The following is a 25584-nucleotide window of genomic DNA, read 5'->3' on the forward strand; positions in this document are numbered from 1 at the left end:
GTTGCCGGGGCCGGCGTCCCGGGCCGAGGCTAAGCTGGAAGCATGACTCCTGCTGCCCCCGCCACCGTGCTGGTATTCCTTGACCCCCGGTTCGACAACGGCCGGATCGCCGATGCTTCGCAGCCGCAGCTGATGGCCACCGACCAAGGCGCCACCCGCGGCGACGGCGTCTTCGAATCCATGCTCGCCGTGGGCGGAAACCCGCGTAAACTCGACGCCCACCTGAAGCGCCTGGAAGGTTCCGCCGCGGCGATGGACCTGCAGATTCCTGCCGGGGACGCCTGGCGCCGGGCCATTGGGACGGCAGTTCGCGAGTACCGTTCCCAGCACCCGGCCGGCACGCCGGAGGAGGACGAGGTGGTGGTGAAGCTGATCTGCACCCGTGGCACCGAAGGCACGTTGACGCCCACGTGCTGGGTGCAGGCATCGCCCGTTCCGGCGGCAGGAAGGCGCCAGCGGGAGACCGGAATCGACGTCATCCTGCTGGACCGTGGCTACGACAGCGAAGTGGGCGAACGGGCGCCGTGGCTGCTCCTCGGCGCCAAGACGCTCTCCTACGCCGTGAACATGGCGGCCCTGCGGTACGCCCACAAGCAGGGGGCGGACGACGTCATCTTCACCTCATCCGACGGCCGGGTCCTGGAAGGCCCCACGTCCACGGTCCTGCTGGCGCACCTTGACACGCCCGACGACGGCGCCGGCGGCACCCGCACGGTACGCCGCCTCATCACCCCGCAGCTGGACAGCGGCATCCTCCCGGGCACGTCGCAGGGCGCGCTGTTCGCTGCCGCGAAGGCGGCGGGCTGGGAACTCGGGTACGGCCCGCTGGAACCCCGGGACCTTTTCGATGCCGACGCCGTGTGGCTGATTTCGAGCATCCGGCTGCTGGCTCCCGTGAACCATATCGACGGCAAGGAAATCGGTACGCCCGCGCTGCGCAAGCAGCTGACCGCCGAGCTCAACGAGCTCTTCGCCACGATCGGGTAGGGCTACTCCCGACGCCCTCTCACTTTTCGTCGGTTTATCCCCGACGCTCTCTCACTTTTCGTCGGTTTATCCCGGACGCTCTCTCACTTTTCGTCTGCTGCCGCGCGGGCAGCCGAATCGAGGCGGGCGCGGTGTGCGGCCCACTCTTCGGGGCTGCGCGCTGTCAGGTTGGGATCACCCGGCCGCTGGCCCGCTGACCCGTCGATAAGCTCGCGGAGGATGTCCGCGTGGCCCAGGTGTTGGGCCGTTTCGACGCACATGTGGACAAGGATCTGGTGCAGGGTCACGTGCCGTCGTTCCTCCGGCCACCACGGCACAGCCCCCGTTGCGTCCAGGGGCAGCGCCTCAATGGTGGCGTCGCTGTGCTCAGCGGAGAACCGGTGGAGTTCCACGATCTGTTCCCGGGTCTCCGCCGGGGTGGCCCACATGTCGGCGTCTGGCTCTGCGTCATCGTCCACGGCAGCTCCTTGGGGGCAGGGCGCCCGAAGACCTCGCCGAAGTATCCCAGTTCCACGCTGGCCACATGCTTTACTAGGCCCAGCAGATTGGTGCCGGTCGGCGTCAGCGGCCTTCGGGCGTCGTACTCATCAAGCCCGTCGAGCTTCCCCAGGAGGTCGTCGCGCCGGGCGCGAAGGTAACGGTGCAGAATTGCCTTGTCATCCATAGCGCGCACTATACAGACGCTCTCTCACTTCCTGCACAGATTTCACCGACGCTCTCTCACTGGATCCGGGGAAAGATTGTCGGTTCGGTCCGTCGCTCTGCAATCCTGATTGAATGGCGTGATGATTCGAAAGGCACACCGCGAAGACCTCACAAGGATGCAGGCCATCGAAGTCAGCGCGGGGGATGCCTTCCGGGGTCTCGGCATGGACTACGTCGCCGACGACCCGCCACTGAGTTCCGATGCGCTGGCAGCTTACGCGGATGGGGGTCTGGCATGGGTTGCCACGGACAGTTTCGACCGTCCGGTGGCCTACATTCTGATGCGTGAGGTGGACGGGTGGGCACACATCGAGCAGGTCTCAGTCCACTCGCTTCATGCCCGCCAACGCCTCGGCCAAGCACTCATCGTGGAAGCAGGACGCTGGGCGGCCGATGCCGGGCTCCAAGGGCTCACCCTGACCACCTTTGCGGCTGTGCCCTGGAACGGGCCGTACTACTCACGTCTGGGCTTTGAACCGGTTCCCGAGGACCGCTGGTCAGCAGGTCTGCGTGAGATCGTGGCCGAAGAAGCGGCCCACGGTCTGGATGCCTGGCCCCGCGTTGTCATGAAACGACCGCTCTCCGCCGCCAACTGAGAGAGCGTCCCGTTTCCGACCGCAGAAACTGAGAGAGCGTCCGGTTTCGGACGGCAGAAACTGAGAGAGCGTCCGGTTTGGGCTAGGCTGCCGGGCCGGCGGATCCCGAAATGGATGCCTCGTGCTCGGCGGGGGTCCGCCAGGCGGCCCAGTCGAGCGGCTGGACCGACGGACGGCCCAGGAGGTAGCCCTGACCGGTGGTCATCCCGAGGTCCTTGACCGCGTCGAGCTCGGCCTGGGTTTCGATTCCTTCCGCCACCAAGTCCGCACCGATCTGCCGGGCGAACTCAACCATGGCCGCGCCCAGGGTCTTCTGGCCCGCTCCTTGGTCGATCCCCGCGATGAGGTTGCGGTCGAGTTTGATGATGTCCGGGCTGAGGTGAGTGACCTGGCTCATCGAGCCGAAACCCGCCCCGGCGCCGTCAACGGCTACCCGGAGCCCACGCATCCGCAGCGGTGCCAGGGCTGCCACCACGGGACCGTATTTGTCCTCGGCAATGCGCTCGGTCAGCTCGATGACGATCCGGTCAACGGCCAGTTGGGACTGCTCAACGAACGCCCGGAGCCTGGGGTCGAGGCAGGTGGCAGGTGACAGGTTCAGCGCCACATAGACGTTCTCCGGCAACTGTTCCGCCGCAACAAGCGCCGCCTGCAGGGCAGCAAATTCAAGGTCCGGACCGAGGCCCACGGATGCGGCCTCGTTGAACCAGTGATCGGCGCTGGCGCCGTCGTCGCTGACAAAACGGGTCAGCGCCTCCACACCGATGACATTCCGGCTGGACAGCTCGTGGATTGGCTGGAACGCGGTGAGGAGCATCCTGTCGCCGAGGATCGCCTCAATGCGCCGCCTGCTCTTGCGGGTGAACAGCACGGTGGTGCCGTAGTCCTCGTCAGGTGTCGGCAGATCGGGGCTGGGCAGGTTGGCCTCAGGAAGTTCGGAAGCGTCTGACTGCTCCCCGGTGATGCTCCTGGTTGCGATCAAGTGCTCCAGCAGGGCCCGCTCGGGATTCCCCGGATGCGATTCCATCTGGCTGCGCAACTGTTCGCGCGCCCACTCGCTCTGCGGTGTGGCGTCGTCCAGCACGGACTCGATGATGTCCCACGCCTGTCCACGGATCGTCGGATCACTCACGTCCGCGAGCGGGGTCGACTGGGGTCCCCTAAACACAGTCGATTCTCCATCGGTCAATGCTGGAAAAGAAGTCTCATCCATTGACATTGGCTATTCCTTTATAAGTGCTGGTCCCGGCTGAGCCCGGGACCCGTCCATGACCACACCGCATACTTATTCGAAGATGCGGGAACCGCGAACGTTTCAAAAGCGTACAACGAGACGGGACCGCCTGTCTCTAGCTGTATCCGACTCGTAATGCTAAGCAGGCGAACTACTCCTCCACGAACTCCGCGGCCAGATGGATGTTGTTATCCGCCAGCCACACGGGGTTGAAGGCCTTGCTCAGGTAGTTGCCGCCGGCGTCGGGGGCGATAGCCACCACCACCGAGCCGTGCGGTGCGGCGAGCGCAACCCTGAGGGCGGCCGCAACGGTAAGCCCGGACGACGGGCCGAGGGACAGTCCCTCCTCGTTCAGCAGCCGGTGCTCCGTGGTGTACACCTCGTTGTTGGGAACGCGCAGGAAGCGGTCCACGACGCTGCGGTCAAAGATCTTGGGCCACTCTGCTTCCGGCCAGGAATTTCCCACACCGTCCACCAGGATTTCGCCGGGGTGCCCGCCGCTGTACACGGAACCAACGGGATCGGCGGCGACCACCTCAACATGGCCTCCCGTTTTCTCCTTCAGGTACCGGCCGTTTCCGCTGATGGTTCCGCCGGTGCCGATTCCTGCCACGAAATGCGTTATTTTGCCGGACGTCTGCTGCCAGATCTCCGGTGCCGTCCCTTCGTAGTGGGCCAGCGGGTTGGCGGAGTTGTCGAACTGCTGCGGCCGCCAGGCACCGGGAAGGTCCGCCGTGATCCGGGCCGCGACCGCCCGCGCATTCTCGGGTGACTCTGACGGTGCGGTCCAGTCTGTCACCACCACTTTCGCGCCATAGCGGTACAGCGCCGCGAGCTTTTCGGATGAGATGGTGTCCCCCGTCACGACGACGACGGGATGCCCGGTCAGCGCGCCGATCAGAGCCAGTCCTATCCCGGTGTTCCCCGACGTGCTCTCCACAATGGTTGCCCCCGGCCGGAGCTCGCCGCTGCGCTCAGCGGCGCGGACCATGCTCAGGGCCGTCCGGTCCTTGATGGAGCCGCCGGGATTGTCGGATTCGAGTTTGACGTAGACGGTGCTGCCCAGGCCCTTGCTGAGGACGTTCAGCGGCACCAGCGGCGTGTTTCCCACCTGCGCCAGGACGGCCGCGGCGTCCGCCGCAACATCAGCTTCCTGAACCGCGTGCCTGCCTGTCATTGTGCTCATGGCTACCTTTCCGCCCCGCCGTTGTGGTCACCGTTCAGGGCACGGCCCAGCACGGTTCCCACGGCGCCGTTCAGTTCGATGCGCGCCTCTTCCACCAGCGCCGCCGCCGGCAGGTGCCGGGCCAGCAGGCCCGAAAGGCGCTCGACGACGGCGCCCGTCCCCTTCCCCAGCGGCCGCACCGCCCGCGCTTCGGCCCCGCCCAGCAGGTACGCGGCCGTGAGTGCCTCGATGGCGAGTAGCTTTTCAGCCGCGTCCACGGAGCGCTCCAGGAGTTGGAGTGCCAGCGGAGCCAGCGTTGAGTGGTCTTCGATATCCGCGGACAACGTGGGCGCCCCGAGGGTCGCCGGCGCAGCGAGGACCTTGAGCTCGGACAGCAGGCCGGCTGCCGAGTACCAGAGCAGACCTGGCAGCTCTTCCGGTTCCAGCGCGGCACCGTTCCTGGCGGCCTCGAGGTGACGCTGGCGGATGCGCCGCTGCGGCGGGTAGAGCTTGGCGATCCGCCGTTCGCTGCTGATTCCCAGATGGGCCAGCCCAAGGCGCAGGCCTTCGAACGCCAGCGCAAGCTGCATGGGCTGGAAATTCCCGCCGGACACCATCCGCCCCGAGCCGAGATCGGTGAGGGGGTTGTCGCCGCGGCCGTTGAGCTCCACCTCCAGGGCGTCTTCCAAGGCGGTAGCCTGCCACCGGAAAGCTCCGTGGGTCTGGGGTGCGGCCCGGAAGGAGAGCGCGTCCTGCACTGACGCCTCCCGCGTCGGGTCCTCCAGCCATCCGCCCTCGAGCAGCCGCCGGACATTGCCTGCCGTGACCGCCTGGCCGTCTACCGCCTTGGCCGCCTGCACCGCCGGCGAAAACGGGCTGAGGTTGCCGCCGCCGTCGTGCCTTGCCGTTGCCTCAAGCGACAGCGCAAGCGCGATGTCCGCGAGATCGGCGAGCCGCAGGATCCGGTGCAGCACCAGCGCGCCCACCCCGATCGAATAGGAGTTGGAGCTGACCAGGGCCAGGGCCTCGCCGGGTGCCAGTTCCAGCGGCGCCAGCCCGGCGTCCGCAAGGGCCTGCCCGCCGGGCACCAGCTTCCCGTCCGGCGCCACCGTCTGGCCTTCCCCGATGGCGACGGCGGCCACGGCGGCGAGGTGGGTCAGGTCGGCCGAACCCACGGACCCGTCGCGCGGGATGGCGGGGACCACTCCCCTGTTCAGCATTTCGGCATAGAAGCGGGCAGTTTCGGGCCGGACGCCGGAGCCGCCGCGGCTGAAGCCCACGAGCCGTGCCAGCATAACGGCCCGGACCTCGTCCCGGTCCAGGGGGTCGCCCACACCGCTGTTGTGGTACCGCACCACCTGCACCTGGTAGGCAAGGATCGATGTGTCCTCTACAGCGGTGTCACGCCCGGAACCCAGCAAGGTGTTGAGGCCGTAGACGCGGTGGCCGGACTCGATGGCCTGCTGCACCACCTCACGCGAGAGCCCGATCAGCCCCAGGGCGTCAGTACTCAGGACGAATTTCACCGCCGGATCGGCCGCTGCCTCCGCGACGTCCCTGGCGCGCAGGTGGGCCGTGCCGATCAGGAAGTTGCCGCTGCCGTTGCCCATGGGCCTAGAAGTCGCGCAGGTTCCGGCGGAAGCCGCCGTCACCATAGCTTGTTCGGAGCAGCCCCCGGCGCCGCAGCACCGGCGCCAGGCGGTCCAGCACCCCGTGAACCGTGGCCGGGTCCACGAAGCCGGAGAACAGGAAACCGTCCCCGCCCACCTGCGCCCCAGTCTCCTCGAGGTAGTCCGCAATCTCTTCGGCGGTGCCGATGATGCTGTCCCCGGCGCCGCCGCTGCGGGCCTGCAGGAGTTGGCGCAGCGTGGACCCGGGCGGACCGGCCTTGGCGAAATGGTCCAGGGTGCCCTGGTTGCTGTTCGTGGTGAGTTCGGGGAGCGGGGCGTCGAGGTCGAACTGCTTGAAGTCGATCACGGAGAGGTAGGAGATGGAATTCAGCTGGCTGTCGATGTCGCGCTGCGTGAGCTGCCGGCGCTGCTCCCGGAGCTCCTCAGCTTCGGCGCGGGAACCCACCACGGTGGGTTTGAGGACGTACAGCACCTTGACATCGTCGGCGTTCCGCCCGGCCGCGGCTGCCTCGGCGCGGATCGAATCGCGGTACGCCTTCATGCCGTCCACACCCCTCGCCAGGGCAATGGCGACGTCGGCGTTGCCGCCCGCGAACGCCTTGCCCCGCGGGGACGCGCCGGCCTGGACCAGCACCGGTTCCTCGGGCAGCGGCGCGGTGTTCAGCGGCCCCCGGACCTTGAAGAACTCGCCGTCGTGGTTGATCGGGTGGACCTTCGTGTGGTCCGCGAACACGCCCGCTTCCGCGTCCTCCAGGATGGCGTCCGGCTCCCAGCTGCGCCAGAGCCTGCGCACCACGTCCACGAATTCCTCCGCCTTCTCGTAGCGGAGGTCATGCTCGATCTGCTGGTCCAGGCCGTAGTTCTGCGCGGCAAGATCGCTGCCGGAGGTCACCACGTTCCAGCCCAGCTGCCCGTTGGAGAAGTGCTGCAGCGTCGCCAGCAGCCGCGCAGCTGTGAACGGCGGGTAGAAAGACGCGCTCACCGTGGGAACAATGCCGAGGTGTTCCGTGGCGGAGAGCAGGTACGGAACCAGGGCCAGCGGATCGTGCTTGGGTGCGAAGGACGCCTGGGCCAGCGACACCTTGGCGCTCCCGCCGTAGGTGTCCGGCACGGTGAGTGAATCCTCGATGATGAACAGGTCCAGCCCGGCCCGTTCGAATTCCCGCACGGCGTGCTGGTAGAGCGCCGGCTTTTTCCAGTCGTAACCGATGCCGTAACCGGGGGCGCCCCAGCCTTGGACGCCAAATCCGTGACCCACAAACCAACCGAAGTGCAGCATGGGACTGACTGTATTCCCGTTGGATCTGTTCACGGCTGCCTGATTTCATCCGGCGTTACAGCGGTTCGTCTCCCGTCATTATCCTCCCCGCATTGGCATTTGTAACCGCAACACGGGGTCACGTACAGGCCGTTAGTCACCCCCAATTAGCTCCGACGTAATGGCGCATCGCGCGTGGTCCCGTTACGGAAGATGACGACGACGGCGGTGCGGGCCGCCGTCGTAAGTGCTACGTTTTTGGGGAGTAATGAGAACCGGTGCCAAGCCCTGACTGGCCGGTCGGCAACCCTCCCTTTCGCGGCGGGGTGCCTCAGGTGAATACTCGGCATATCGATATTCGAGCTGCAAGCGTGAGAGAAGGAGACCCGTCGTGTCTGACGCCCCCGCCCAACTGGTTCCGGCCGCCGCCCCGGCTGCCGCTGCCCAGGACCAGCCCCAGGAAAAACTGGCGTACCGGCTGATCACCGGCCCGGATGACCGCTCGTTCTGCGAGCGCATCTCCGCGGCGCTGGCCGAAGGCTACGTCCTGCACGGGAGCCCGGCTGCAACGTTCAACGGCGCCAGCGTGATCGTGGCGCAGGCCGTGATCCTGCCCGCGGCCATCGCCACTGCCGACGCAGCCGTGGCAACTGCGGTGGACGAACTGGACTTCGACGTCGAGTTCCCCGGCGACGCTTTCGAGGGGCACGCGTGAGCTACGCCGGAGACCTGAGCCCCCAGGACGCCTGGGCCAAACTGGAACAGGGCGCCGTCCTCGTGGATGTCCGCACCGAGGGTGAGTGGGCGCACATCGGCATCCCGGACACCAAGGCCACGGAAAACGATCCCCTTTTTATCCAGTGGACTTTCCCGGGCGGGATCCCCAACCCGGAATTCATCAACCAGCTGAAGCAGCAGGCCCCGGAGGACACCGGCGTCGAACTGGTGTTCCTCTGCCGTTCCGGCGCCCGGTCGGTCGCCGCAGCCATCGCCGCCACGCAGGCTGGCTTCACCGCCTACAACGTCCTTGAAGGCTTCGAAGGCGAACCGGACCGTTGGGGCGAGCGCACCGTCAACGGCTGGAAGAACCGCGGCCTGCCCACCAACCTCGGAAAGAACTAAGTGACCTTCAACCCCGATGCCGCCGGCTGGAGCCCCGACACCCAGGCTGTCCGCGGCGGCCTTGACCGCACCAATTTCCAGGAAACCACCGAGCCGATCTTCCTGAACTCCGGCTTCGTGTACGAATCCGCGGCAGCTGCCGAGCGCGCCTTCACGGGCGAGGACGAACGGTTCGTCTACTCCCGCTACGGCAACCCGTCGGTGGCCACCTTCCAGGAGCGCCTCCGGCTGCTCGAGGGCACCGAGGCGTGCTTCGCGACGGCGTCCGGCATGTCCGCCGTGTTCACGGCACTGGGCGCCTTGCTCGCCGCCGGCGACCGGGTTGTGGCTGCACGCTCGCTGTTCGGCTCGTGTTTCGTCATCCTGAACGAGATCCTGCCGCGGTGGGGCGTGGAAACGGTGTTCGTCGACGGACCGGACCTGGACCAGTGGCGCGCCGCCTTGGCAGAGCCGACGACCGCCGTGTTCTTCGAGTCGCCGTCCAACCCCATGCAGGAGATCGTGGACATCGCCGCGGTCAGCGAACTGGCGCATGCGGCAGGGGCAACGGTAGTGGTCGACAATGTCTTCGCCACTCCCCTGCTCCAGCGCTGCGGCGACCTCGGCGCCGACGTGGTGGTGTACTCCGGCACCAAGCACATTGACGGCCAGGGCCGGGTCCTGGGCGGCGCCATCCTGGGCACCAAGGAGTTCATCGACGGCCCGGTCAAGCAGCTCATGCGCCACACCGGACCGGCGCTTTCCGCGTTCAACGCCTGGGTACTGGCCAAGGGCCTGGAAACCATGGCGCTGCGCGTCAACCACTCCTCGGCCTCGGCCCTCCGCCTGGCCGAATGGCTCGAAGAGCAGCCCGCCGTCAGCTGGGTCAAGTACCCGCTGCTGAAGTCACACCCGCAGTACGAACTGGCAGCAAAGCAGATGAAAGCCGGCGGGACCGTGCTCACGCTGGAGCTGTCGCCGTCCGCGGGCCGTACGGCGAAAGAGGCCGCCTTCGCGCTGCTGGACTCGCTGCGGATCATCGACATCTCCAACAACCTCGGCGATGCGAAGTCGCTCATCACCCACCCCGCCACCACCACCCACCGTGCCATGGGTCCGGAAGGCCGTGCGGCCATCGGGCTGAGCGACGGTGTGGTCCGTCTCTCGGTAGGACTCGAGGATGTTGACGACCTGATCCGGGACCTGGAACAGGCACTGAAGCGGATCTAGCCGTGTCCTGGCGGACGCTGGCCTCGAATATTCCGCTACCGGAGCAGAACCTGCTAGGCATAGCCGCCGGCCTGCTGCTGCAGCGCGTCCTGCCCTTGCGCCTGGACGGCGGGACGAACCGCGTTGCGCCGGGCACCGGGCGGCCGGGCACGCGGCGGCCACACGCCGGCGGGCAGCGCCTCGCCGGGCAAAAGGTCATTGGCCTCGGTGCCATGGCAGCGGGGTGCTTCGTAATCGGCTGGTCTTGGGCAGCCGCCCGCGGGATGCGCCTGGCGGACCCCAGCGTGCTGGTCGCTTCAGGGCCCTATGCGCTCTGCCGCAACCCGATGTACGTCGGATGGTCCCTCCTTCACCTAGGGATGGGCCTGGTGCGGGATGACGCGTGGACTATAGCCGCCCTCCCGTATTCGGCCGCCGCGGTCCACCGGCAGGTACTCCGTGAGGAGTCGCTGCTGGCGGACAAATTCAGCGACAGGTTCGGGTGCTACGAGCGCTCCGTGCCGCGGTACATTCCTGCGTTTGTCAGCCGTGGACGAGGATGGTGTCGATCAGTTGGCCTAGCTCGGGTGCATCGGATGCGGATGCGGAGGGCGGCCGCGGCGGCGCCCTCCATTTCGGCGTCGCCTTTCCCGACGGGCGGAAGACCACGACTTCCCAGCTGCACCCGGGAATGTTTGACGGCTCAGAGACAGCGGCAGGGCCGGTCCTGATGATGGCAGGCGGCGGCTCCGAAAAGTGCAAAACTACCGGGCCGGGCAGTGACACCGGCCGTGCGATAACACTGGGCTGGGCAACAACATCACTGTTCTGGGCAGTGGAAGGCGCGATGGGCGCCCTCACTGCCCGTCATGTGGGGCTATGCCCAGAAGGCGTCGCCCTTGGCGGTATCCTGGAAGAACTCCCGTCCCTCGGTGATCTTGCCGTCAGCCACCCTGAATGCGATTACGCCGTCCTGGTCCAGGGACCGGCCGCCGCTCTCTGCCTGGTTGTGCTGCACCGCAACAGTGCTTGTTTCCCCTCCGATGATCTCCTCAACGGTCACCTTCAGGTTGCCTCCTGAACGGGCGCCGAGTTCACCGAAATAGGCCAAGATGGCGTCGCGACCCTCCTTCTTTCCGGATAGCACGCCGTCTCCGGCGACGTGCCAGACTGCGTCCTCCGCGAATATTTCACCAAGGGTTGCCGTGTCACCTGCGCTGAATGCCTCGTATCCGCGCCGGACCAGTTCAACATTCTCCTGGGTTCCCATTTCGGGCACCTCTCCGTCATCATCGTCGGGTAATTCCCGGACGGACTAAGGCTATTCCCAGCCAATATGCTTGTCGATGGATCCCGGAAACAGCAGTGCCTAGGTGTCGAGCTCCCAGTGGATGCGGATGGCATCGGCAACGGGCGCGGCGGCGACATCCACCGTGAAGGCCACTGGCGCGGTTCCGGTCTCCTCGATAACGGTGTCGTGATAGACGCGGCCGCAGGCGGGGCACAGGGTGTAGAGGTCCTCGTCTTCCGGCCACGCGGCCAGTCCGGCAGGCACTGGCGTGTCCCCGCCAAGGTGGACCGGCATGCCTTCGGAGTTGGCCTGGATCAGTCCTTCATCGCCCACAGTGTTACCGCATACACAGGTGATGGTGGTGACATCATGGCCGGTGACTTGGGCGATTTCGGTTTCCATTGCGCGCTCCGGGGTCGTAGGAACTGATCAGGACTGCCGAACGCGCAACAGAACCGGCGCCGGCCCGCGCGCGTTGATGTCTTCGGCCCTGCGCATGGTCACTTCCACCGAGTGCGCCACGACGGCGGCCAGCGCGGCAGCGGCATCAGCGGCTCCTGCGAGGCCGTCCTGCATGGCACGGAGCTGCTGTTCCGAACCGGTCCCGCGGTCCAGGATCCTGCGCACGCCTTTCCGGGCCAATTCCAGTTCGTCCTGTTCCGCCAGGACCGGCGCCACGAAGTCCACCAGCGCCTCCACCACTTCCTCGGCCGGAGCCGGGCGGAACGTGCCGAAATCGAGCAGTTCACCGCGAAGGCCGCAATTGCTGGCCTGCCACGCCGCCATCCGCAGGAGCACGGTGGGGACAGGGGCGGGGTCAACTCCGGCCCGCCATTCCCTGCTGGCCGACTCGACCAGGCCGCGCACCAGGACGGCGATCAGCGCAGCGTCCTCGGCCTCCAGGCAGACGTCGGCCACACGGACCTCGACCGTGGGGTGGTTGCGGGACAGCCGCGCGTCAAAATAGATCATCCCCTCGTCCAGCAATACGCCGCTGTCCAGTAGCCGGGTGACCACGCGCCGGTACATGGAGTGCGTTCCGAAGATCTGGGACGGGCCCGACGTCGGCCAACGGTTCCAGGCCTGCGTGCGGTAGCTCTCGAAGCCGGTCTCCACGCCGTTCCAGAATGGCGAGTTCGCGCTGAGCGCGGTCAGCACCGCCAGCTTGTCCCTGATCCGGTCGAGGACGGCCACGCCTTCCTCGGGCGACTCGATGAACGTGTGAACGTGGAACCCGCAGGTCAGCTGTTCATGGACCGTGAGTCCGAACCGCTCCTGCATGGTGGCGTAGCGCGGGTTCGGCGTGGTGTGCGTCGTGGAGGCAATCGGCGATGTTGCCAGCGCGGCCACCCGTGCGCTGTGTTTCTTGGCGGCGCGGTCAGCCAGTCCCCGGCCCTCGCGGATCTGGTGGAGCAGCTCCGCGTAGTCGAGGCACGGCCGTGTCTGCGTCTCGATCTGCTCAAGTTTCAGCTCGGCAGTCAGCCCGGTGGCGTCGCCGTCATTCGTTGAGTCGTTCGTTGCGTCGTGTGGATCCGGAAGCCTCGGCTTGTCCGGGGAATCGTCGGCGGCGAGCTTCCGCCCTGTCAGGAGGGCGTCCGCCAGCGCCAGCGGCTCCCCAGTCACGGGGTCCACGATCAGCAGCTCTTCCTCAACCCCGAAAGTTCGCATGCATACATTGTGCGCCCGTCACGCCGCGTTAGACAGGTTCCGTAACGGAAGCTCATGAACGGACGGGCACGCTGCCGGACGCGGCGTTGCGGCGCGCGTCCGGGAGCGTGACGTCAGTCCTGGAAGTATTCGATCTTCGCGCCGATGGTGTTGAGCCGCTCGGCCAGGTCCTCGTACCCGCGCTCGATCACGTAGATGTTGCGCAGCTCAGACACTCCCCGGGCCGCCAGCATGGCCAGCAGGATGCACGCCGCCGGGCGCAGAGCAGGCGGGCAGCCCACCTCCGCGGCACGCCACCGCGTGGGTCCGTTCACGTAGATCCGGTGCGGATCCAGCAGCTGGACGCGGGCTCCCAGCTTGTTCAGCTCGGTCAGGTAGATGGCGCGGTTCTCGTAGACCCAGTCGTGGATCATCGTCTGGCCTTCGGCGTTGGCGGCAATGACGGCAAAGAACGGCAGGTTATCGATGTTCAGGCCGGGGAACGGCATCGGGTGGATCTTGTCCGCGGGGGCATGCAGGGCAGAAGGCTTTGTGGTGACGTCCACCAGCCGGGTGCGCCCGTTGCGGGCAAAGTACTCCCCGGAGATCTCCAGTTCCTGGCCCATCTGTTCCAGGGTGGCGAGTTCGATTTCCATGAACTCGATGGGGACACGGCGGATGGTGACCTCAGAATTGGTGACGATGCCGGCGGTGATGAGGCTCATCGCTTCGATGGGGTCCTCGGACGGGAAGTATTCGATGTCGACGTCGATGGACGGCTGCCCGGTGATCTTCAGGGTGGTGGTCCCCACCCCGTCGATCACAACGCCCAGCCGCTGCAGGTAGAAGCAGAGGTCCTGGACCATGTAATTAGGGCTGGCGTTGCGGATGACCGTGGTGCCGCGGCGGTGCGCCGCCGCCATGATCGCGTTTTCGGTGACCGTGTCACCGCGTTCGCTCAGCACGAAGGTGCGGTTGTCGCCGTCGGCCGGCGGAGCCTGCACGGAATAGAAGCCGGACTTGGCTTCCACTGAAAGGCCGAACTGGCGGAGGGCCTGCATGTGCGGCTCCACAGTACGGGTGCCCAGGTCGCAGCCGCCCGCGTACGGGAGCCGGTACTCTGCCGACTCGTCCAGGAGCGGCCCCAGCAGCATGATCACGCTGCGGGTGCGCCGGGCGGCTTCCACGTCCATGGAATCAAGGTCCAGGACGGCGGGGCGGCGGAGCTGCAGGTCGTTGGCGTTGAGCCATGTGCACTCGACACCGATGCTGGTCAGCACCTCGACAATCCGGTTCACTTCCTCGATCCGGGCCAGCCGCCGCAGCGTGGTGGTGCCGCGGTTGATGAGGCTGGCACAGAGCAGCGCCACGCCGGCGTTCTTGCTGCTGTTGACGTCCACGGAACCGGAGAGGGTGCGGCCGCCCTCCACCCGAAGATGCGTCATCTGCGGCCGGCCGACCTTGACGATGCTGCGGCCCACAATGGCCTCGAGTCGCTGGATCATTTTCAGGCTGAGGTTCTGCTTGCCCTGTTCCATACGGGCGATGGCGCTCTGGCTGGTTCCCAGCTCGGCCGCCAGCTGCCCCTGGGTCCAGCCTTTCTCGCCGCGGGCATCGCGGAGCAGCAGGCCTACGTGTTCAGCAGTCTCTTGAGTCATACGACGAAAATATCACGCATGAGCTATTTGGCCATGCGAAACGCCGGAAAATGCACTTGAACTCATAAAATATCCACTTTGTGCGATATGTGTGGGATCGCGCGGACAACGATTCCGCTGGATCCGGGCTCCGGATACTTGTCCCCATTGCCCGCCCGGACTTCAACGACGAATCCCGGACGACGTCGTGATGACCTGGTCTGCGCAGCGATCCAAACCCCGAACCGTTTTCCTGGTTCTGCTCTCCCTTGTCCTGACGTGCGCCCTTGGCACCTGCTCCCCTGGACGAACCACCATGCCTGAAGGAAACGACAATCTGAACAGCCGGGTGCTGGAAGCGGCCACCACGGGCACCGAGCTGAGGTTGGCCGATGCCACCGACTTCGCCTGGGACGAGGCAGGCTTCGTCACCGAGGGGACACGCGCCAAAGACATCGAGGCAGCGTTCGGCGAGGCAGTCACGAGGGAGAACCGCTACACGGCTTCCCCGGTGCTGTTCATCTTCCTCAAGGACGGCAAGGTCGCCAAGGCCGCTCGTATTATTCCGGACGCCTTCTTCGGGGAGGATGCAAAGAAGAAGTACGGGCGTGACGTCGTGCTTACGCCGCTGGAAGGCCACAAGGGGATTCCTCAACTGGCGCGAATAATGCTGGCGCGGGACCACTCCGTGGCGGGGCCCGGGCGGTCTACTGCTGCTCGAGGAACACCATGTTCCAGGTTCCCGCACCGACAGCCGCGGCCACGGCCGCGGCAGCAATGAGCAGCCCGCCGAGGACTACCCAGATATCCAACGAACTGTACGTCGATTCGCGCGCCCAGGTCCGCTGCGCGCCGCCAAAACCGCGCGCTTCCATGGTGACCGCGAGCCGTGAAGCCCGGCGGATGGCCTGCACCAGGAGGCCGAAGCTCTGCCCAAGGGTCGCCCGGAGGCGCTGCGCGGGAGTCCCGTGCGAGCCCACGCCCCGGGCGCGCCGGGCCATGCCGATGGTCTGCCATTCCTCTGCCATCAGCCCGACCAGCCGCATGGCTGCCAGCGTGCCCAGGACGAAGCGGTGCGGCAGCTTCGCCTTCTGGGCGAGGGCATCCGCCAAGTCGGTGGGGTCCGTGCAGCTCATCAGCAGCACCGCAGGAAGGGCGATCGCCAGTCCCCGCAGCAGGAACCCCAGCCCCAGCTCCAGCGAGCCTGCGCTGATGGACCAGATGCCGACGTCGAGCAGGATCCGTCCGGTGTCCGGCGCCAGGATCGAGGTGCTCCAGCCGCCCAGCGCAGCCGCCACGATCAACGGCCACCCGCGCTGCCACAGCAGCGCCACGGTCAGGCCGGCCAGCGGGAAGAGCAGCAGTTCGAAGGCCAGCGCCACGGAGGCGGACACCCAGTCGATGGACAGCGCCAGCACCACGGTCATGAGCATCACGACGCCGAACTTGGCCAGTGGATTGGCCCGGGTGAGCAGGGCATGGTTGGCGTGCAGGGTCAAGGCTTCCCTCATGGCGCGGCCACCCCGGGATTGCGCGGGCCGGGTTCCTGCGCAGCAAGGTTGAGCTGGGGCGCGCCAAGTTTCAGCTCGGTGCCGCCCAGGACGTCGCTGAACTCCTGGTCGTGGGTCACGGACACCACGGCCGTGCCGGCGTCGAGGAGTTCGGAGAGGAAGGACGCCAGTTCCGCCCAGGTATTGGCGTCCTGACCGAACGTGGGCTCATCGAGGATCAGCACCCGGGGATGGGCGGCCAGGACGGTGGCGACGGACAGCCTGCGCTTCTCGCCGCCTGAGAGTGTGTAGGGGTTCGCGTCCACGAGTTTGGTCAGCCGGAGGCGCTCCAGCAGTTCGTCCACGCGTTCCTCTCCGTGGCCGAGGTGCCGGGGGCCGAACATCAGCTCGTCCAGCACCCGGCCGGTGACGAACTGGTGCTCCGGCTCCTGGAACACGGTTCCGATCCGCGCGATCAGCTGTTCCGCCTTCCATTTGTACGGGTCGATTCCGGCGCCGTCACTGAGGTCGACCGTTGCGGATACCGCGCCCTTCACCGGCTGGAGCAGCCCGGCGAGGGTCAGGGCGAACGTGGATTTCCCGGAACCGTTGGGGCCGGTGATGGTCAGCGCCTGGCCGGCCCGGACCTGCGCCGTGATCCCGGACTGCACCGGGACCGGTGGAACGGTTTGGAAACGCCGGCGGCGGGGACGCTCGCGGGAGACCGCCAGGCTTTCCGCAGCCAGCAGCAGGTCCCCGTCAGCGGGCACTCCGGCACCGCGCCCGCCAGTGGCACCCGGCATTCCTGAGGCACCGGACCGCGTCCGGGTTGCAGGCACGTACCCGGGCACCCAGACGCCGGCGGCCACGAGCATGTCCCGGGCCTGCGCCAGGACCTGGTCCGGGGACCCGTCCAGGAGCACTGCGGATTCCGTGGCCGATCCCGGCTGCAGCACCACAATCCGGTCCACGAGGTCCTTCCACACGCCCACGCGGTGCTCCACCACCACCAGCGTTGCCCCCGTTTTGTCCAGGCACCGGCCCACGGCGTCGCGGACCTCCAGCACACCGTCGGGGTCAAGGTTGGCCGTGGGTTCGTCCAGGAGCAACAGTCCCGGGCGCATGGCGAGGATACCGGCGAGCGCCAGGCGCTGCTTCTGTCCGCCGGACAGGGCCGACGTCGGGTGGTCCAGCGGCAGGTGGGCCAGCCCGACGTCGTCGAGCGCCTCCCCCACACGCTTCCAGATGTCCCCGCGCGGTACGGACAGGTTTTCGGCGCCGAAGGCGACGTCGTCCCCCAAACGGGAGAGGACCACCTGAGTCTCGGGGTCCTGCTGCATCAGCCCGGCACGCCCCCGCTGGGCGCGCGGCGGGGCGCCGTCGATCAGCAGGGTGCCGGTCTCGTCGGAGTCCTCGGCGTCCGGGGTGCCCCCGTGGTGGGCGCCGGCGTCGCTGTCACCGAGCACTCCGGCAAGGGCATGCAGCAGCGTGGACTTGCCCGCGCCGGAGGGGCCGAGGAGCAGTACGCGTTCGCCCGGCTGAATTTCCAGGTCGAGGCCATGGACTGCCGGCTGGGACCGGCCGGCGTGCCGCCAGCCCCAGCCCCGTGCCGTGACCGCCGCGGGGCGGACGCTGTCGGAAAACGTCATGAGCAGTGTGCCGTCATCAGGAGAAGACGGGCTCCGTGGCTGCCTTGCGGGAGGCGAAGGAGCTCAGCACGCCGGTCCTGGCCAGGCCGCGCGTGGCGATCCAGGACAGCGCCCCGGCGATGATGGCGCCTGAGATGGCGGTGAAGATGATGTAGGCCAGTTTGTCACCGGCGGCGTATGCAATGTTCCAGCCCCACGGCGCGAACGCATCGTTCAGTCCGCAGAAGAAGCCTGCCGCGGCGCCGGCCAGCAGCGAAACGGGCAGGTTGAACTTCTTGTAGACGAACACGGCGAAAATGATTTCCGCGCCGAGGCCCTGCACGAAGCCGGAGAACAGCACGGACGCGCCGTACTGCGAGCCCATGATGAGCTCCCCGGTGGCAGCCACGGTTTCGCAGAAGATGGCAGCGCCCGGCTTGCGGATGATCAGCATGCCCAGGACGGCGGGAATCATCCAGCCGCCGGCGATGAGGCCCGTCAGCGGCGGGTAGACGGCGTTCATGGGCGGCGAAACAGCGGCGGCACCCTGGGACCATGCCCAGAAAATAACGCCGCCGGCCACGGCGATCAACGCGGCAACAACAATGTCCACCACGCGCCAGCTCTTCTTGCCGTGGTGCAACGTCTGCTTTGCAGAAATATCAGTCATGTCTTCCTCCTGAGGTACAGGAGGGGAGAGTGTTTCCCGGCCGGACCGCGGCTTCCGCCGCCTGCTGCCGGACACTCTGAGAACTCGACTCCCTTGCGCCGGTACTAACCGGATCAGGTTCGAGGGTCTGCGGCTGTCCGCACTCTCAGCGCCCGCCTCCGGTTCCCCTGGACTGCTCCAGTGATGCCCGACGGCGACGCTCCCCTGTCGTATCAAATCGCCCTTGTGGGCGTTGTCAGTTTACACCCGGGGGCCCGCGAACTCCCGGGGGAAGTTGTCACATTGGGGCGGCCCGCCGCCTTGTTCCGGGGAGGAGGCTGACCGTGCTCCGCGCACCGATGGGGCTAGGCTAGGGGAAGCCCCTGTTTCCGTCGTCTTAGGAGTACCTGGAATGAGTCTTTTCATCAAGCTGCTTGGAACCGGAGCGAGCCTGCTGGCCGGATTCGCCGGCACCAAGGCAGTTGACGTTGTCTGGGAAAAGGTCACCGGCAGGAAGCCGCCCAAGGGCGACAAGGATGACGTTCCCACCACCCTGCGCAGCGCCCTGACCTTTGCCCTGATTTCGGCAGCCGTCAGCGCGATCATCCAGGTTTTGGCCAACCGCGGCACCCAGCGTGCCATCACCCGCTTCGCCAAGAGCCAGGACATCGTCTAGCAGTCAGCGCTTCCACGGATGCCGGCGTCCGGGCCCGCCCGCGGGTGAGTCCGGGCCCCAGGCTTAGGCCGGGCCGCTTCCTTCGTCGTCGTCCGCATCACGTTTGTCGGCGGCTTTCTGCACCACGGCTTCCAGCTCGTCCGTGGTGAGGAGTTCCCTGTGCAGGTGCTTGGTGCGGTAGCCGGCCCTGCCCACCATGTGCGCGGACACCGGCACGGTGAGCACCTGGAAGATCCACGCCACGAACAACACGGGCCACACCCACCAGGTCCGCAGCTGCAGGCCCATCGCAGCCAGCAGCAGGAAGAGGCCCAGCACCTGGGGCTTGGTGGCGGCGTGCATCCTGCTCATCAGGTCGGGGAAGCGCAGCAGGCCAACGGCCGCGCCGAGGGACATCAGGGCGCCCACCACCATGAAGACGGCAGAGATCGTGTCAATGACTGTGTCCACGCCGGATACCTCAGGATTCATGGGGCTGCTCCCGCCGGTCCGCCACGAAGCGGGCCACGGTCACGGACCCGATGAACCCGATGATGGACAGCGCCACGAGCAGCATCAGGTTGTTCAGATGCCGGTTGACGGCCATGTCTATGCAGAGCGTGGCTCCAATGATGGCCAGCAGCACGTCGGAGGCAAGGACCCGGTCCAGCAGGGACGGGCCGATGGCGATGCGGACAATTGCCCCCGCCGCCGCGAGGGACAGGATCGCAGCCGTCACGGTCAGCACGATCTCCATCATGAGGCCACCTCGTGTTTCAGCTCGGCAAGTTCCTCTTTGGTGCCCATGATCCTGATCAGCCCGGCCTCGGTGTCCCGGACTTCCTTGCGCAGGCTCATCACGTCCTCCCCGTTGCGGACGTTCAGTCCATGGATGTACAGCGTGGACGTGGAGCGGTCCACCTCCACCACCAGCGAGCCGGGAATCAGCGAGATGACGTGGCCGGTGGCGGTAACCATGAGGTCCGAATGACTGCGGAGCTGGACGGCCACGACGGCGTTGCTCACCTTTGGACCGCGGGCCACGGCCAGGTAGAGCACCTGGAAGCTGGCGGCCACCACCTTGCCCAGGAACACGATCGCGAACGGGACGGCACGCACAACGCTGAAGCGGCCGCCCAGTTCCACCGGGGGCAGGTAGAACAGCCTGGCCACCACCACGGCGATGAGCGCCCCGAACAGGAGGTTGCCGGGGCTGAAGTCCTGCCAGAGCGCCGCCCAGACAAACACGAGCCAGACCAGGAGCGGCAGCTCCTGCCGGATGGAGATCCGCCGTCGGCTCATTTCTGCGCCTCCTGCCGGGCAGGTTCAGGCCGGGCAGGTTCAGGCTGGGCAATCGGGGGCACCGGCGCGTTCTCGCCCAGCACCGCCTGAATGTAGGCGGACCGGTCCAGCATCTCGAGGGCGGACTGGTCCGCCACCCGGAACAGCGGCCCGGCGAAGACGGTAAGCGCCACGCCGAAGATCACCAACCCCAGGGTTGATCCCACCATGGTCCGCGGCAGCAGGGTGACGTTGCGCCTGCCCGCGCGGTCGCCCGAATCGGCGTCTTCAGGGGAGGCCAGCAGCACGGGATCCGGGTTCTCAGCGTCCTCGGGCTTGCGCCAGAACGCACGGTTCCATACACGGGCAACGGCCAGGAGCGTCAGCAGGCTGGTCAGGACGCCGCCGATCACCAGGGCATAGGCCAGCGGGGTGCCGAGCTGCACGCCTGCCTGCATTAGCCCGACCTTCCCCAGGAAGCCCGAGAACGGCGGGATCCCGGCCAGGTTCATGGCGGGAATGAAGAACAGCAGGGCAAGGACCGGGGACAGCTTGGCCAGCCCGGCAACCCGGTCGATCGACGAGCTTCCGCCGCGGCGTTCGATCAAACCCGTAACCAGGAACAGGCTGGTCTGGATGGTGATGTGGTGGGCCACATAGAACACCGCCGCACCAAGGCCCGCTACGGAGGACATGGCCAGCCCGAACACCATGTAGCCGATGTGGCTCACCAGGGTGAAGGACAGCAGACGCTTGATGTCGCTCTGCGCCAACGCACCCAGGATTCCCACCACCATGGTCAGCAGCGCCGCCACCATCAGCGGGGTATTCAGCGAGTCCCCCGGGAAGAGGAGCGTCTCGGTGCGCACCATCGCATAAACGCCCACCTTGGTCAGCAGGCCGGCGAACACCGCCGTGACGGGGGCCGGCGCCGTCGGGTACGAGTCAGGCAGCCAGAAGGACAGCGGGAAGACGGCCGCCTTGATGCCGAATGCCACGAGCAGCATCACGTGCAGCAGCATCCGCGTGCCCGGATCCAGGTCCGCGAGCTTGATGGCCAGGTCCGCCATGTTGATGGTTCCGGTGGCCCCGTAGATCATGGCGATGGCGATCAGGAACAGGACGGACGACACCACGGAGACCACCACATAGGTAACGCCGGCGCGGATGCGGGGGCCGGTTCCGCCGAGGGTCATCAGCACGTAGCTGGCCGTCAGCAGGATCTCGAACCCCACATAGAGGTTGAAAAGGTCCCCCGACAGGAACGCGTTGGACACCCCGGCCACCAGGATCAGGTAGGTGGGGTGGAAGATCGACAGCGGGGCGTCCTGGTCGCCGTCGGCCATGCCCTGGCCGGTGGCGTACACCAGCACCGCGAGGCTGACCGTGGAGGAGACCACCAGCATCAGGGACGAGAACTGGTCCACCACCATCACGATGCCCCACGGCGGCAGCCAGCCGCCGATGTTGACGGCCGCTGTTCCGCCGTTCCACACGGAAGCCAGCAGCACGCACTCCAGCAGGAGGGTCAGGGACAGCAGCGTGATGCTGACGGCCCGCTGGGCCCGCGAGTGCCGGATCAGCACGAACGTCAGGGCGGCACCAAGGATGGGAAGTACGACGGCGAGCGGGGCAAAGCTTGCGATGTTCACTTCACACCTCCTTCCGGGCCGGGGGCCACGTTTTGGGAACCGGGCTGTTCTTCCGCGGCAGCGTCCTTGGCCCGGATCCTGCGGTCGCCGGCTTTCACGGTGGCAGCACCGGCTTCGGGGCCGTCCGCCGGGTCGCTCTCCGGGCTGCCGCCGGAAGCGTTGTCGCCGGACGCGCTGTCCCCGGAAACGCCCGAATCGGAAATTCCCCGGCCGTCCGAACCGATCATGGTCAGCGGAAACTCGGACGTCTCGACGGGGATCTCGGAATCGTCCTCGGCATCGAAGCTGGGGGTTTCCGCAACGCGGATGTCCTCCACGTCGTCCTGGATCTCATCGCGGCGGGCCAACACCCAGGTGCGGTAGATCATGCCGAGCATAAACGCCGTCACTGCGAAGGAGATCACGATCGAGGTCAGGATCAGCGCCTGCGGGAGCGGATCGCTGTAGTCGTGCGGGTCTGTGTCCTTGCTGAACATGGGCGCCAGGCCGGCATAGCCGCCGGTGGCCAGGATCAACAGGTTGGTGGCGTTCGCCAGCAGCATCAGGCCCAGCAGCACACGGGTGAGGCTGCGTTCCATGAGGAGGTAGATGCCGCATGCGTAGAGCGCCCCCATGACCGTCAGCAGTGTCAGGTTGACGCTCATGCCCTCCCCCTCCCGGTGGTCTCCGCGGGAACTCCGTCGGCTTCCTGGCCCTCGGTCTCGCCGGCCGGATTTTCTTCGAAGTGCTCATCAATCTCGGCGCCCAGGCTGCGCAGCACGTCCAGCACCAGCCCCACCACCACAATGTAGACGCCGATATCGAAAATGGTGGACGTGACGAACTTGATGTCGCCGAAGACCGGCAGCCACAACTCGATGATGGCGCTCTGGAACACCTGGCCGCCCAGGAGCAGCGGAACCACCCCGGATGCCGCGGCGGTCGCAAGGCCGATTCCCAGAAGCGTTCCCGCGCCCACCGGTGTGGCCTCGCGCAGTTCGAAACGGCCGCCGGCCAGGTACCGGATGGTGAGGGCCAGCCCGGCCATCAGGCCGCCGGCGAAGCCGCCGCCGGGAAGGTTATGGCCGGCGAGGAGGAGGTAAATGGAGAAAACGACCATCGAGTGGAACACCAGCCGGGTGACCACTTCGAAGATGATGGAGCGCCGTTCGGGAGCCAAGGTGCGTCCTGCGACGAGCCAGGCGTCCCTGCTGGAGGCCGCAAACTTGCGGGTCAGTGCCAGCGCGGCGCTGTCCCGGGAGCTCTGGCCGGCGACGGACCGCCGGCCCACCGTGCCTTCGGCCACTGAAGAGGAGGACCGGATGCCGTCGCCGCGCCCCTTCACGAAGATGAGGCTGGCCACCCCGGTGGCGGCAAGCGCGAGCACGGAGATCTCACCGAAGGTGTCCCACGCCCGGATGTCCACGAGGGTGACGTTCACGACGTTGAGTCCCCCGCCGCCTTCGTAGGCGAGCCGCGGGAACTCCAGGGAGACGGGCGTCGCGATCCGGGCGCCCATGGCGTAGATGGCCACGAAGATCATGGTGACGCCGAAAGCCACCCCGATGATCACGCGGATCACGCGGTACTTGCCGCCGGTACGGTCCCGGAGCTCGGCAGGCAGGCTGCGCATGGCCAGGACGAACGCCACCAGGATGATGGTTTCCACCAGCATCTGGGTCAGGGCCAGGTCCGGTGCGCCCTGCAGTGCGAACATGAGGGCGATGCCGTAGCCGGTCACGGACACCATCAGCACCGCGAGGAACCGCTTGTTCGCCCGCACGGCAGCCAGCGCCCCGATCACGATGCCGGCCCCCGCCACGAGCTGCAGCGGGGAATTGGGATCAATGAAGTACAGGCCGACCGGCAGGGGCTTCCCTGCAATGATCAGGGCGGTGAGGGGAAGCACGAACGCCACTGTGAGAATCACGGCAAGGTAGAAGAACAGCGAACCACGCTGCGTGCGTCCCGTGACCCAGACCGCCACGTCGTCCAGGGCGCCGATGGTCACCTGGTAGGCGCGGTCCCCGTCCACCCAGGCCGGCACCAGGCTCTGACCCCGCGCAACGAGGTTGCGTCCGTAGAACATGGCCACACCCAGCACGAAGGTGATGGCCGTCAGGCCGAGCGCGGGGGTAAATCCGTGCCAGAGCGCAAGGTGCCCTGCCGCGCTTGCCGGATCGCCGCCGTCGTGCACGAATTCCGCGGCGTACGGCTGGATCCATTCGTCCACCGGCGCCGGCCACAGGCCGTAGACGACGGTGAGCAGGCTCAGCAGGGCCGGGGCTGCCAGGAAGGACGGCTTGATGGCTTTGAACGGTGTGGGCTCGATGCCCGGCTTTGCCGCGAAGGCACCCCACATAAAGCGTGCGCTGTAGGCGAAGGTGAGGATGGATCCCAGCACCAGCCCTGCGAGCACCACCAGTCCCCAGGGGTTGGGCTGGCCTGCGGCGCCAGGGGAAGTGCCGTAGTGCACGAAGGCCTCGAACACTGATTCCTTGGCCACAAAGCCTGCCAGCGGCGGGATTCCGGCCATCGAGGCGGCGCCGATGGCCGCGACGACAGCCAGCGCCCGGGATGACTTGTAGACCCCCGACAACTTGCGCAGGTCACGGGTTCCGGACTGGTGGTCGATGATGCCCACCACCAGGAACAGGGTGGCTTTGAAGAGCCCGTGGGCCAGGAGCAGGGCCAGCCCCGCCAACGCAGCATCCGGTTTACCGAGCCCCACCACCATGGTGAGGAAGCCCAGCTGGCTGACTGTGCCATAGGCGAGGATGAGCTTGATATCCGTCTGCCGGAGCGCCCGGTACCCGCCCACCAGCATGGTGGCCAGGCCCAGGACCAGCACCATGGGCAGCCAGTAGGCCGTTTCCGCGAAACCCGGCGCCAGGCGTGCCACGAGGTAGACGCCGGCCTTCACCATCGCCGCGGCATGAAGGTACGCGCTCACGGGCGTGGGCGCCGCCATGGCGCCCGGGAGCCAGAAATGGAACGGGATCAGTGCCGACTTCGTCACGGCACCGATGAGGATCAGTACGACGGCGGCGGCCACGGCTCCCGCTGCCGGCCCACCGGCCAGCTCCGGGGCCTGCTCGAGGATGGCTGAAATCCGATAGGTTCCGGCACTGAAACCCAAAATAATGAGGCCCACCAGCATGGCCAGGCCGCCCGCCGTGGTGACCATCAGGGCCTGCAGGGCAGACCGCCTCGCGGAAAGCCTGGTGCGGGCGTAGCCGATCAGCAGGTACGACAGGACGGTTGTTAGTTCCCAGAAAATGAACATCAGGAGCAGGTCGTCGGCCGTGACCAGGCCGAACATCGCGCCGGCAAAGGCCAGGAGCTGGGCGCCGAAGCCGCCCAGGTTGCTGTCCTTGTTCTTGAAGTAGCGCGCGCAGTAGACCAGCACCAGCGCGCCCACCCCGAGCACCAGCAAGGACATGATCCAAGCCAGGGCGTCCATCCGGAACGCGAGTTCGATCTTGAGTTCGGGGATCCAGGGAAGGTTCTCGGTTACTGCGCCGCCCGGGGAGAGTGGCGCCGCGGAGGCTTGGCCAGCCGCGCCCTCGTACACGGCGTCACGCTGCAGAAGCAGCCAGACGAATGAGCCTGCGGGGACCGCGGCCAGCGCGTAGAACGAGTTCCTGCGGAATTTCCGGAACAGGAACGGCGCCACAGCGGCCACCGCGAAATGCACGGCAAGGACTGTGATCACTGGTTATCTCCGCAACGTCAGGAATTCGATTGTCAAAAGTTGGAGCAGGCGGTTATTCGTCAGGTTCGGTGCCC

At 66.8% G+C, this 25584-nt stretch carries 25 protein-coding genes, 1 pseudogene and 2 riboswitches; of the genes and pseudogenes, 8 read left to right on the forward strand and 18 right to left on the reverse strand.

From position 1 onward, the window contains the following. Window positions 1-42 precede the first annotated feature (42 nt). On the forward strand, window positions 43-987 hold the full coding sequence (locus J7I79_RS02665; RefSeq protein ID WP_214949854.1) for an aminodeoxychorismate lyase: 945 nt from the start codon (window positions 43-45) through the stop codon (window positions 985-987). Window positions 988-1070: 83 nt separating this feature from the next. Here J7I79_RS02665 and J7I79_RS02670 read toward each other — a convergent pair. Continuing rightward, window positions 1071-1651 (reverse strand): annotated as a pseudogene (locus J7I79_RS02670) (DinB family protein). Between the two features lie 121 nt (window positions 1652-1772). Between J7I79_RS02670 and J7I79_RS02675 the strand changes: the two are divergent. After that, a complete protein-coding gene (locus tag J7I79_RS02675) occupies window positions 1773-2288 on the forward strand; it encodes a GNAT family N-acetyltransferase (protein WP_214949856.1) in 516 nt (171 codons plus the stop codon). Between the two features lie 82 nt (window positions 2289-2370). On the opposite strand, the gene J7I79_RS02680 is transcribed toward J7I79_RS02675, so the two are convergent. The 4 genes from J7I79_RS02680 to J7I79_RS02695 form a co-directional block, all read right to left on the reverse strand. Next, entirely contained in the window at window positions 2371-3420 is a 1050-nt protein-coding gene (locus tag J7I79_RS02680; protein WP_311380503.1) for an EAL domain-containing protein, read from the reverse strand. 253 nt (window positions 3421-3673) lie between these two features. Next, window positions 3674-4708: a PLP-dependent cysteine synthase family protein gene (locus tag J7I79_RS02685; protein WP_214949860.1), complete on the reverse strand. Its 1035-nt coding sequence runs from the start codon at window positions 4706-4708 to the stop codon at window positions 3674-3676. A gap of 2 nt (window positions 4709-4710) precedes the next feature. Next, a complete protein-coding gene (locus tag J7I79_RS02690) occupies window positions 4711-6297 on the reverse strand; it encodes an aromatic amino acid ammonia-lyase (protein WP_214949862.1) in 1587 nt (528 codons plus the stop codon). A gap of 4 nt (window positions 6298-6301) precedes the next feature. Continuing rightward, the gene (locus J7I79_RS02695; RefSeq protein WP_214949869.1) at window positions 6302-7597 is read right to left on the reverse strand and encodes an NtaA/DmoA family FMN-dependent monooxygenase; all 1296 of its coding nucleotides are present in this window, start codon (window positions 7595-7597) and stop codon (window positions 6302-6304) included. 243 nt (window positions 7598-7840) lie between these two features. Then, window positions 7841-7954: riboswitch (SAM riboswitch) on the forward strand. A gap of 13 nt (window positions 7955-7967) precedes the next feature. On the opposite strand from J7I79_RS02695, the gene J7I79_RS02700 reads away from it, so the two are divergent. From J7I79_RS02700 to J7I79_RS24875, 4 genes are all read left to right on the forward strand, one after another. Continuing rightward, entirely contained in the window at window positions 7968-8291 is a 324-nt protein-coding gene (locus J7I79_RS02700; RefSeq protein WP_396020152.1) for a DUF1737 domain-containing protein, read from the forward strand. Continuing rightward, window positions 8288-8698 carry a rhodanese-like domain-containing protein gene (locus tag J7I79_RS02705; protein WP_104174785.1) on the forward strand — a complete coding sequence of 137 codons (411 nt, stop codon included), beginning with the start codon at window positions 8288-8290 and terminating at the stop codon, window positions 8696-8698. The genes J7I79_RS02700 and J7I79_RS02705 overlap by 4 nt, the downstream gene beginning before the upstream one ends. After that, window positions 8699-9907, forward strand: coding sequence for an O-succinylhomoserine sulfhydrylase (locus J7I79_RS02710; RefSeq protein WP_214949871.1), 1209 nt, complete (start codon window positions 8699-8701; stop codon window positions 9905-9907). Window positions 9908-10170: 263 nt separating this feature from the next. Next, window positions 10171-10617: a methyltransferase family protein gene (locus J7I79_RS24875; protein ID WP_396020155.1), complete on the forward strand. Its 447-nt coding sequence runs from the start codon at window positions 10171-10173 to the stop codon at window positions 10615-10617. A gap of 146 nt (window positions 10618-10763) precedes the next feature. On the opposite strand, the gene J7I79_RS02720 is transcribed toward J7I79_RS24875, so the two are convergent. The 4 genes from J7I79_RS02720 to J7I79_RS02735 form a co-directional block, all read right to left on the reverse strand. Then, window positions 10764-11156, reverse strand: coding sequence for a nuclear transport factor 2 family protein (locus J7I79_RS02720; RefSeq protein WP_214949875.1), 393 nt, complete (start codon window positions 11154-11156; stop codon window positions 10764-10766). Window positions 11157-11255: 99 nt separating this feature from the next. Continuing rightward, window positions 11256-11579: a hypothetical protein gene (locus tag J7I79_RS02725; RefSeq protein ID WP_214949877.1), complete on the reverse strand. Its 324-nt coding sequence runs from the start codon at window positions 11577-11579 to the stop codon at window positions 11256-11258. Window positions 11580-11606: 27 nt separating this feature from the next. Next, window positions 11607-12845, reverse strand: a complete 1239-nt coding sequence (locus J7I79_RS02730) for a glutamate--cysteine ligase (protein WP_214949879.1) — start codon at window positions 12843-12845, stop codon at window positions 11607-11609. Window positions 12846-12958: 113 nt separating this feature from the next. Then, entirely contained in the window at window positions 12959-14482 is a 1524-nt protein-coding gene (locus tag J7I79_RS02735; RefSeq protein ID WP_214949881.1) for a UDP-N-acetylglucosamine 1-carboxyvinyltransferase, read from the reverse strand. A gap of 295 nt (window positions 14483-14777) precedes the next feature. On the opposite strand from J7I79_RS02735, the gene J7I79_RS02740 reads away from it, so the two are divergent. Beyond that, window positions 14778-15242 carry a hypothetical protein gene (locus tag J7I79_RS02740; protein WP_214949882.1) on the forward strand — a complete coding sequence of 155 codons (465 nt, stop codon included), beginning with the start codon at window positions 14778-14780 and terminating at the stop codon, window positions 15240-15242. Here the strand turns inward: J7I79_RS02740 and J7I79_RS02745 are convergent. The 3 genes from J7I79_RS02745 to J7I79_RS02755 are packed head-to-tail and all read right to left on the reverse strand — an operon-like array spanning window position 15169 to window position 18249. After that, complete coding sequence (locus J7I79_RS02745; protein ID WP_214949884.1) at window positions 15169-15972, reverse strand: energy-coupling factor transporter transmembrane protein EcfT; 804 nt, start codon at window positions 15970-15972, stop codon at window positions 15169-15171. The two genes, J7I79_RS02740 and J7I79_RS02745, sit on opposite strands and share 74 nt — an antisense overlap. Further along, window positions 15969-17600, reverse strand: coding sequence for an ABC transporter ATP-binding protein (locus J7I79_RS02750; protein ID WP_214949886.1), 1632 nt, complete (start codon window positions 17598-17600; stop codon window positions 15969-15971). The genes J7I79_RS02745 and J7I79_RS02750 overlap by 4 nt, the downstream gene beginning before the upstream one ends. A gap of 16 nt (window positions 17601-17616) precedes the next feature. Beyond that, window positions 17617-18249, reverse strand: coding sequence for an ECF transporter S component (locus J7I79_RS02755; protein WP_104174796.1), 633 nt, complete (start codon window positions 18247-18249; stop codon window positions 17617-17619). Between the two features lie 72 nt (window positions 18250-18321). Next, window positions 18322-18465, reverse strand: a riboswitch (TPP riboswitch). A gap of 175 nt (window positions 18466-18640) precedes the next feature. Here J7I79_RS02755 and J7I79_RS02760 point away from each other — a divergent pair. Next, window positions 18641-18904 (forward strand): DUF4235 domain-containing protein, encoded by a 264-nt coding sequence (locus J7I79_RS02760; protein WP_214949888.1) that lies wholly within the window; start codon window positions 18641-18643, stop codon window positions 18902-18904. Between the two features lie 63 nt (window positions 18905-18967). On the opposite strand, the gene mnhG is transcribed toward J7I79_RS02760, so the two are convergent. From mnhG to J7I79_RS02790, 6 genes are read right to left on the reverse strand one after another with little or no spacing between them, the layout of a single operon-like run. After that, complete coding sequence (gene mnhG, locus J7I79_RS02765; RefSeq protein ID WP_214949890.1) at window positions 18968-19375, reverse strand: monovalent cation/H(+) antiporter subunit G; 408 nt, start codon at window positions 19373-19375, stop codon at window positions 18968-18970. Then, window positions 19365-19643: a monovalent cation/H+ antiporter complex subunit F gene (locus J7I79_RS02770; RefSeq protein WP_214949892.1), complete on the reverse strand. Its 279-nt coding sequence runs from the start codon at window positions 19641-19643 to the stop codon at window positions 19365-19367. Before J7I79_RS02770 ends, mnhG begins: the two co-directional genes overlap by 11 nt. Further along, entirely contained in the window at window positions 19640-20185 is a 546-nt protein-coding gene (locus J7I79_RS02775) for a Na+/H+ antiporter subunit E (RefSeq protein WP_214949899.1), read from the reverse strand. The genes J7I79_RS02770 and J7I79_RS02775 overlap by 4 nt, the downstream gene beginning before the upstream one ends. Further along, window positions 20182-21816, reverse strand: coding sequence for a Na+/H+ antiporter subunit D (locus tag J7I79_RS02780; protein WP_214949901.1), 1635 nt, complete (start codon window positions 21814-21816; stop codon window positions 20182-20184). Before J7I79_RS02780 ends, J7I79_RS02775 begins: the two co-directional genes overlap by 4 nt. After that, window positions 21813-22460: a Na(+)/H(+) antiporter subunit C gene (locus tag J7I79_RS02785; RefSeq protein ID WP_214949903.1), complete on the reverse strand. Its 648-nt coding sequence runs from the start codon at window positions 22458-22460 to the stop codon at window positions 21813-21815. Before J7I79_RS02785 ends, J7I79_RS02780 begins: the two co-directional genes overlap by 4 nt. Next, the gene (locus tag J7I79_RS02790; RefSeq protein WP_214949905.1) at window positions 22457-25510 is read right to left on the reverse strand and encodes a Na+/H+ antiporter subunit A; all 3054 of its coding nucleotides are present in this window, start codon (window positions 25508-25510) and stop codon (window positions 22457-22459) included. The genes J7I79_RS02785 and J7I79_RS02790 overlap by 4 nt, the downstream gene beginning before the upstream one ends. Between the last annotated feature and the right edge of the window lie 74 nt (window positions 25511-25584).

It is taken from the genome of Arthrobacter sp. ISL-69 (genome assembly GCF_018613775.1).
Taxonomy (GTDB): domain Bacteria; phylum Actinomycetota; class Actinomycetes; order Actinomycetales; family Micrococcaceae; genus Arthrobacter.

Excerpts from the sequence above, each read along its gene's own strand:
- J7I79_RS02730 (WP_214949879.1), bottom strand. The coding sequence starts at position 12,845 with ATGCGAACTTTCGGGGTTGAGGAAGAGCTGCTGATCGTGGACCCCGTG.
- J7I79_RS02725 (WP_214949877.1), bottom strand. The coding sequence starts at position 11,579 with ATGGAAACCGAAATCGCCCAAGTCACCGGCCATGATGTCACCACCATC.
- J7I79_RS02775 (WP_214949899.1), bottom strand. The coding sequence starts at position 20,185 with ATGAGCCGACGGCGGATCTCCATCCGGCAGGAGCTGCCGCTCCTGGTC.
- J7I79_RS02695 (WP_214949869.1), bottom strand. The coding sequence starts at position 7,597 with ATGCTGCACTTCGGTTGGTTTGTGGGTCACGGATTTGGCGTCCAAGGC.
- J7I79_RS02735 (WP_214949881.1), bottom strand. The coding sequence starts at position 14,482 with ATGACTCAAGAGACTGCTGAACACGTAGGCCTGCTGCTCCGCGATGCC.
- J7I79_RS02785 (WP_214949903.1), bottom strand. The coding sequence starts at position 22,460 with ATGAGCGTCAACCTGACACTGCTGACGGTCATGGGGGCGCTCTACGCA.
- J7I79_RS02720 (WP_214949875.1), bottom strand. The coding sequence starts at position 11,156 with ATGGGAACCCAGGAGAATGTTGAACTGGTCCGGCGCGGATACGAGGCA.
- J7I79_RS02745 (WP_214949884.1), bottom strand. The coding sequence starts at position 15,972 with ATGAGGGAAGCCTTGACCCTGCACGCCAACCATGCCCTGCTCACCCGG.
- J7I79_RS02750 (WP_214949886.1), bottom strand. The coding sequence starts at position 17,600 with ATGACGTTTTCCGACAGCGTCCGCCCCGCGGCGGTCACGGCACGGGGC.
- J7I79_RS02740 (WP_214949882.1), top strand. The coding sequence starts at position 14,778 with ATGCCTGAAGGAAACGACAATCTGAACAGCCGGGTGCTGGAAGCGGCC.
- J7I79_RS02755 (WP_104174796.1), bottom strand. The coding sequence starts at position 18,249 with ATGACTGATATTTCTGCAAAGCAGACGTTGCACCACGGCAAGAAGAGC.
- J7I79_RS02665 (WP_214949854.1), top strand. The coding sequence starts at position 43 with ATGACTCCTGCTGCCCCCGCCACCGTGCTGGTATTCCTTGACCCCCGG.
- J7I79_RS02770 (WP_214949892.1), bottom strand. The coding sequence starts at position 19,643 with ATGATGGAGATCGTGCTGACCGTGACGGCTGCGATCCTGTCCCTCGCG.
- J7I79_RS24875 (WP_396020155.1), top strand. The coding sequence starts at position 10,171 with ATGCGCCTGGCGGACCCCAGCGTGCTGGTCGCTTCAGGGCCCTATGCG.
- J7I79_RS02690 (WP_214949862.1), bottom strand. The coding sequence starts at position 6,297 with ATGGGCAACGGCAGCGGCAACTTCCTGATCGGCACGGCCCACCTGCGC.
- J7I79_RS02685 (WP_214949860.1), bottom strand. The coding sequence starts at position 4,708 with ATGAGCACAATGACAGGCAGGCACGCGGTTCAGGAAGCTGATGTTGCG.
- mnhG (WP_214949890.1), bottom strand. The coding sequence starts at position 19,375 with ATGAATCCTGAGGTATCCGGCGTGGACACAGTCATTGACACGATCTCT.
- J7I79_RS02675 (WP_214949856.1), top strand. The coding sequence starts at position 1,773 with ATGATTCGAAAGGCACACCGCGAAGACCTCACAAGGATGCAGGCCATC.
- J7I79_RS02760 (WP_214949888.1), top strand. The coding sequence starts at position 18,641 with ATGAGTCTTTTCATCAAGCTGCTTGGAACCGGAGCGAGCCTGCTGGCC.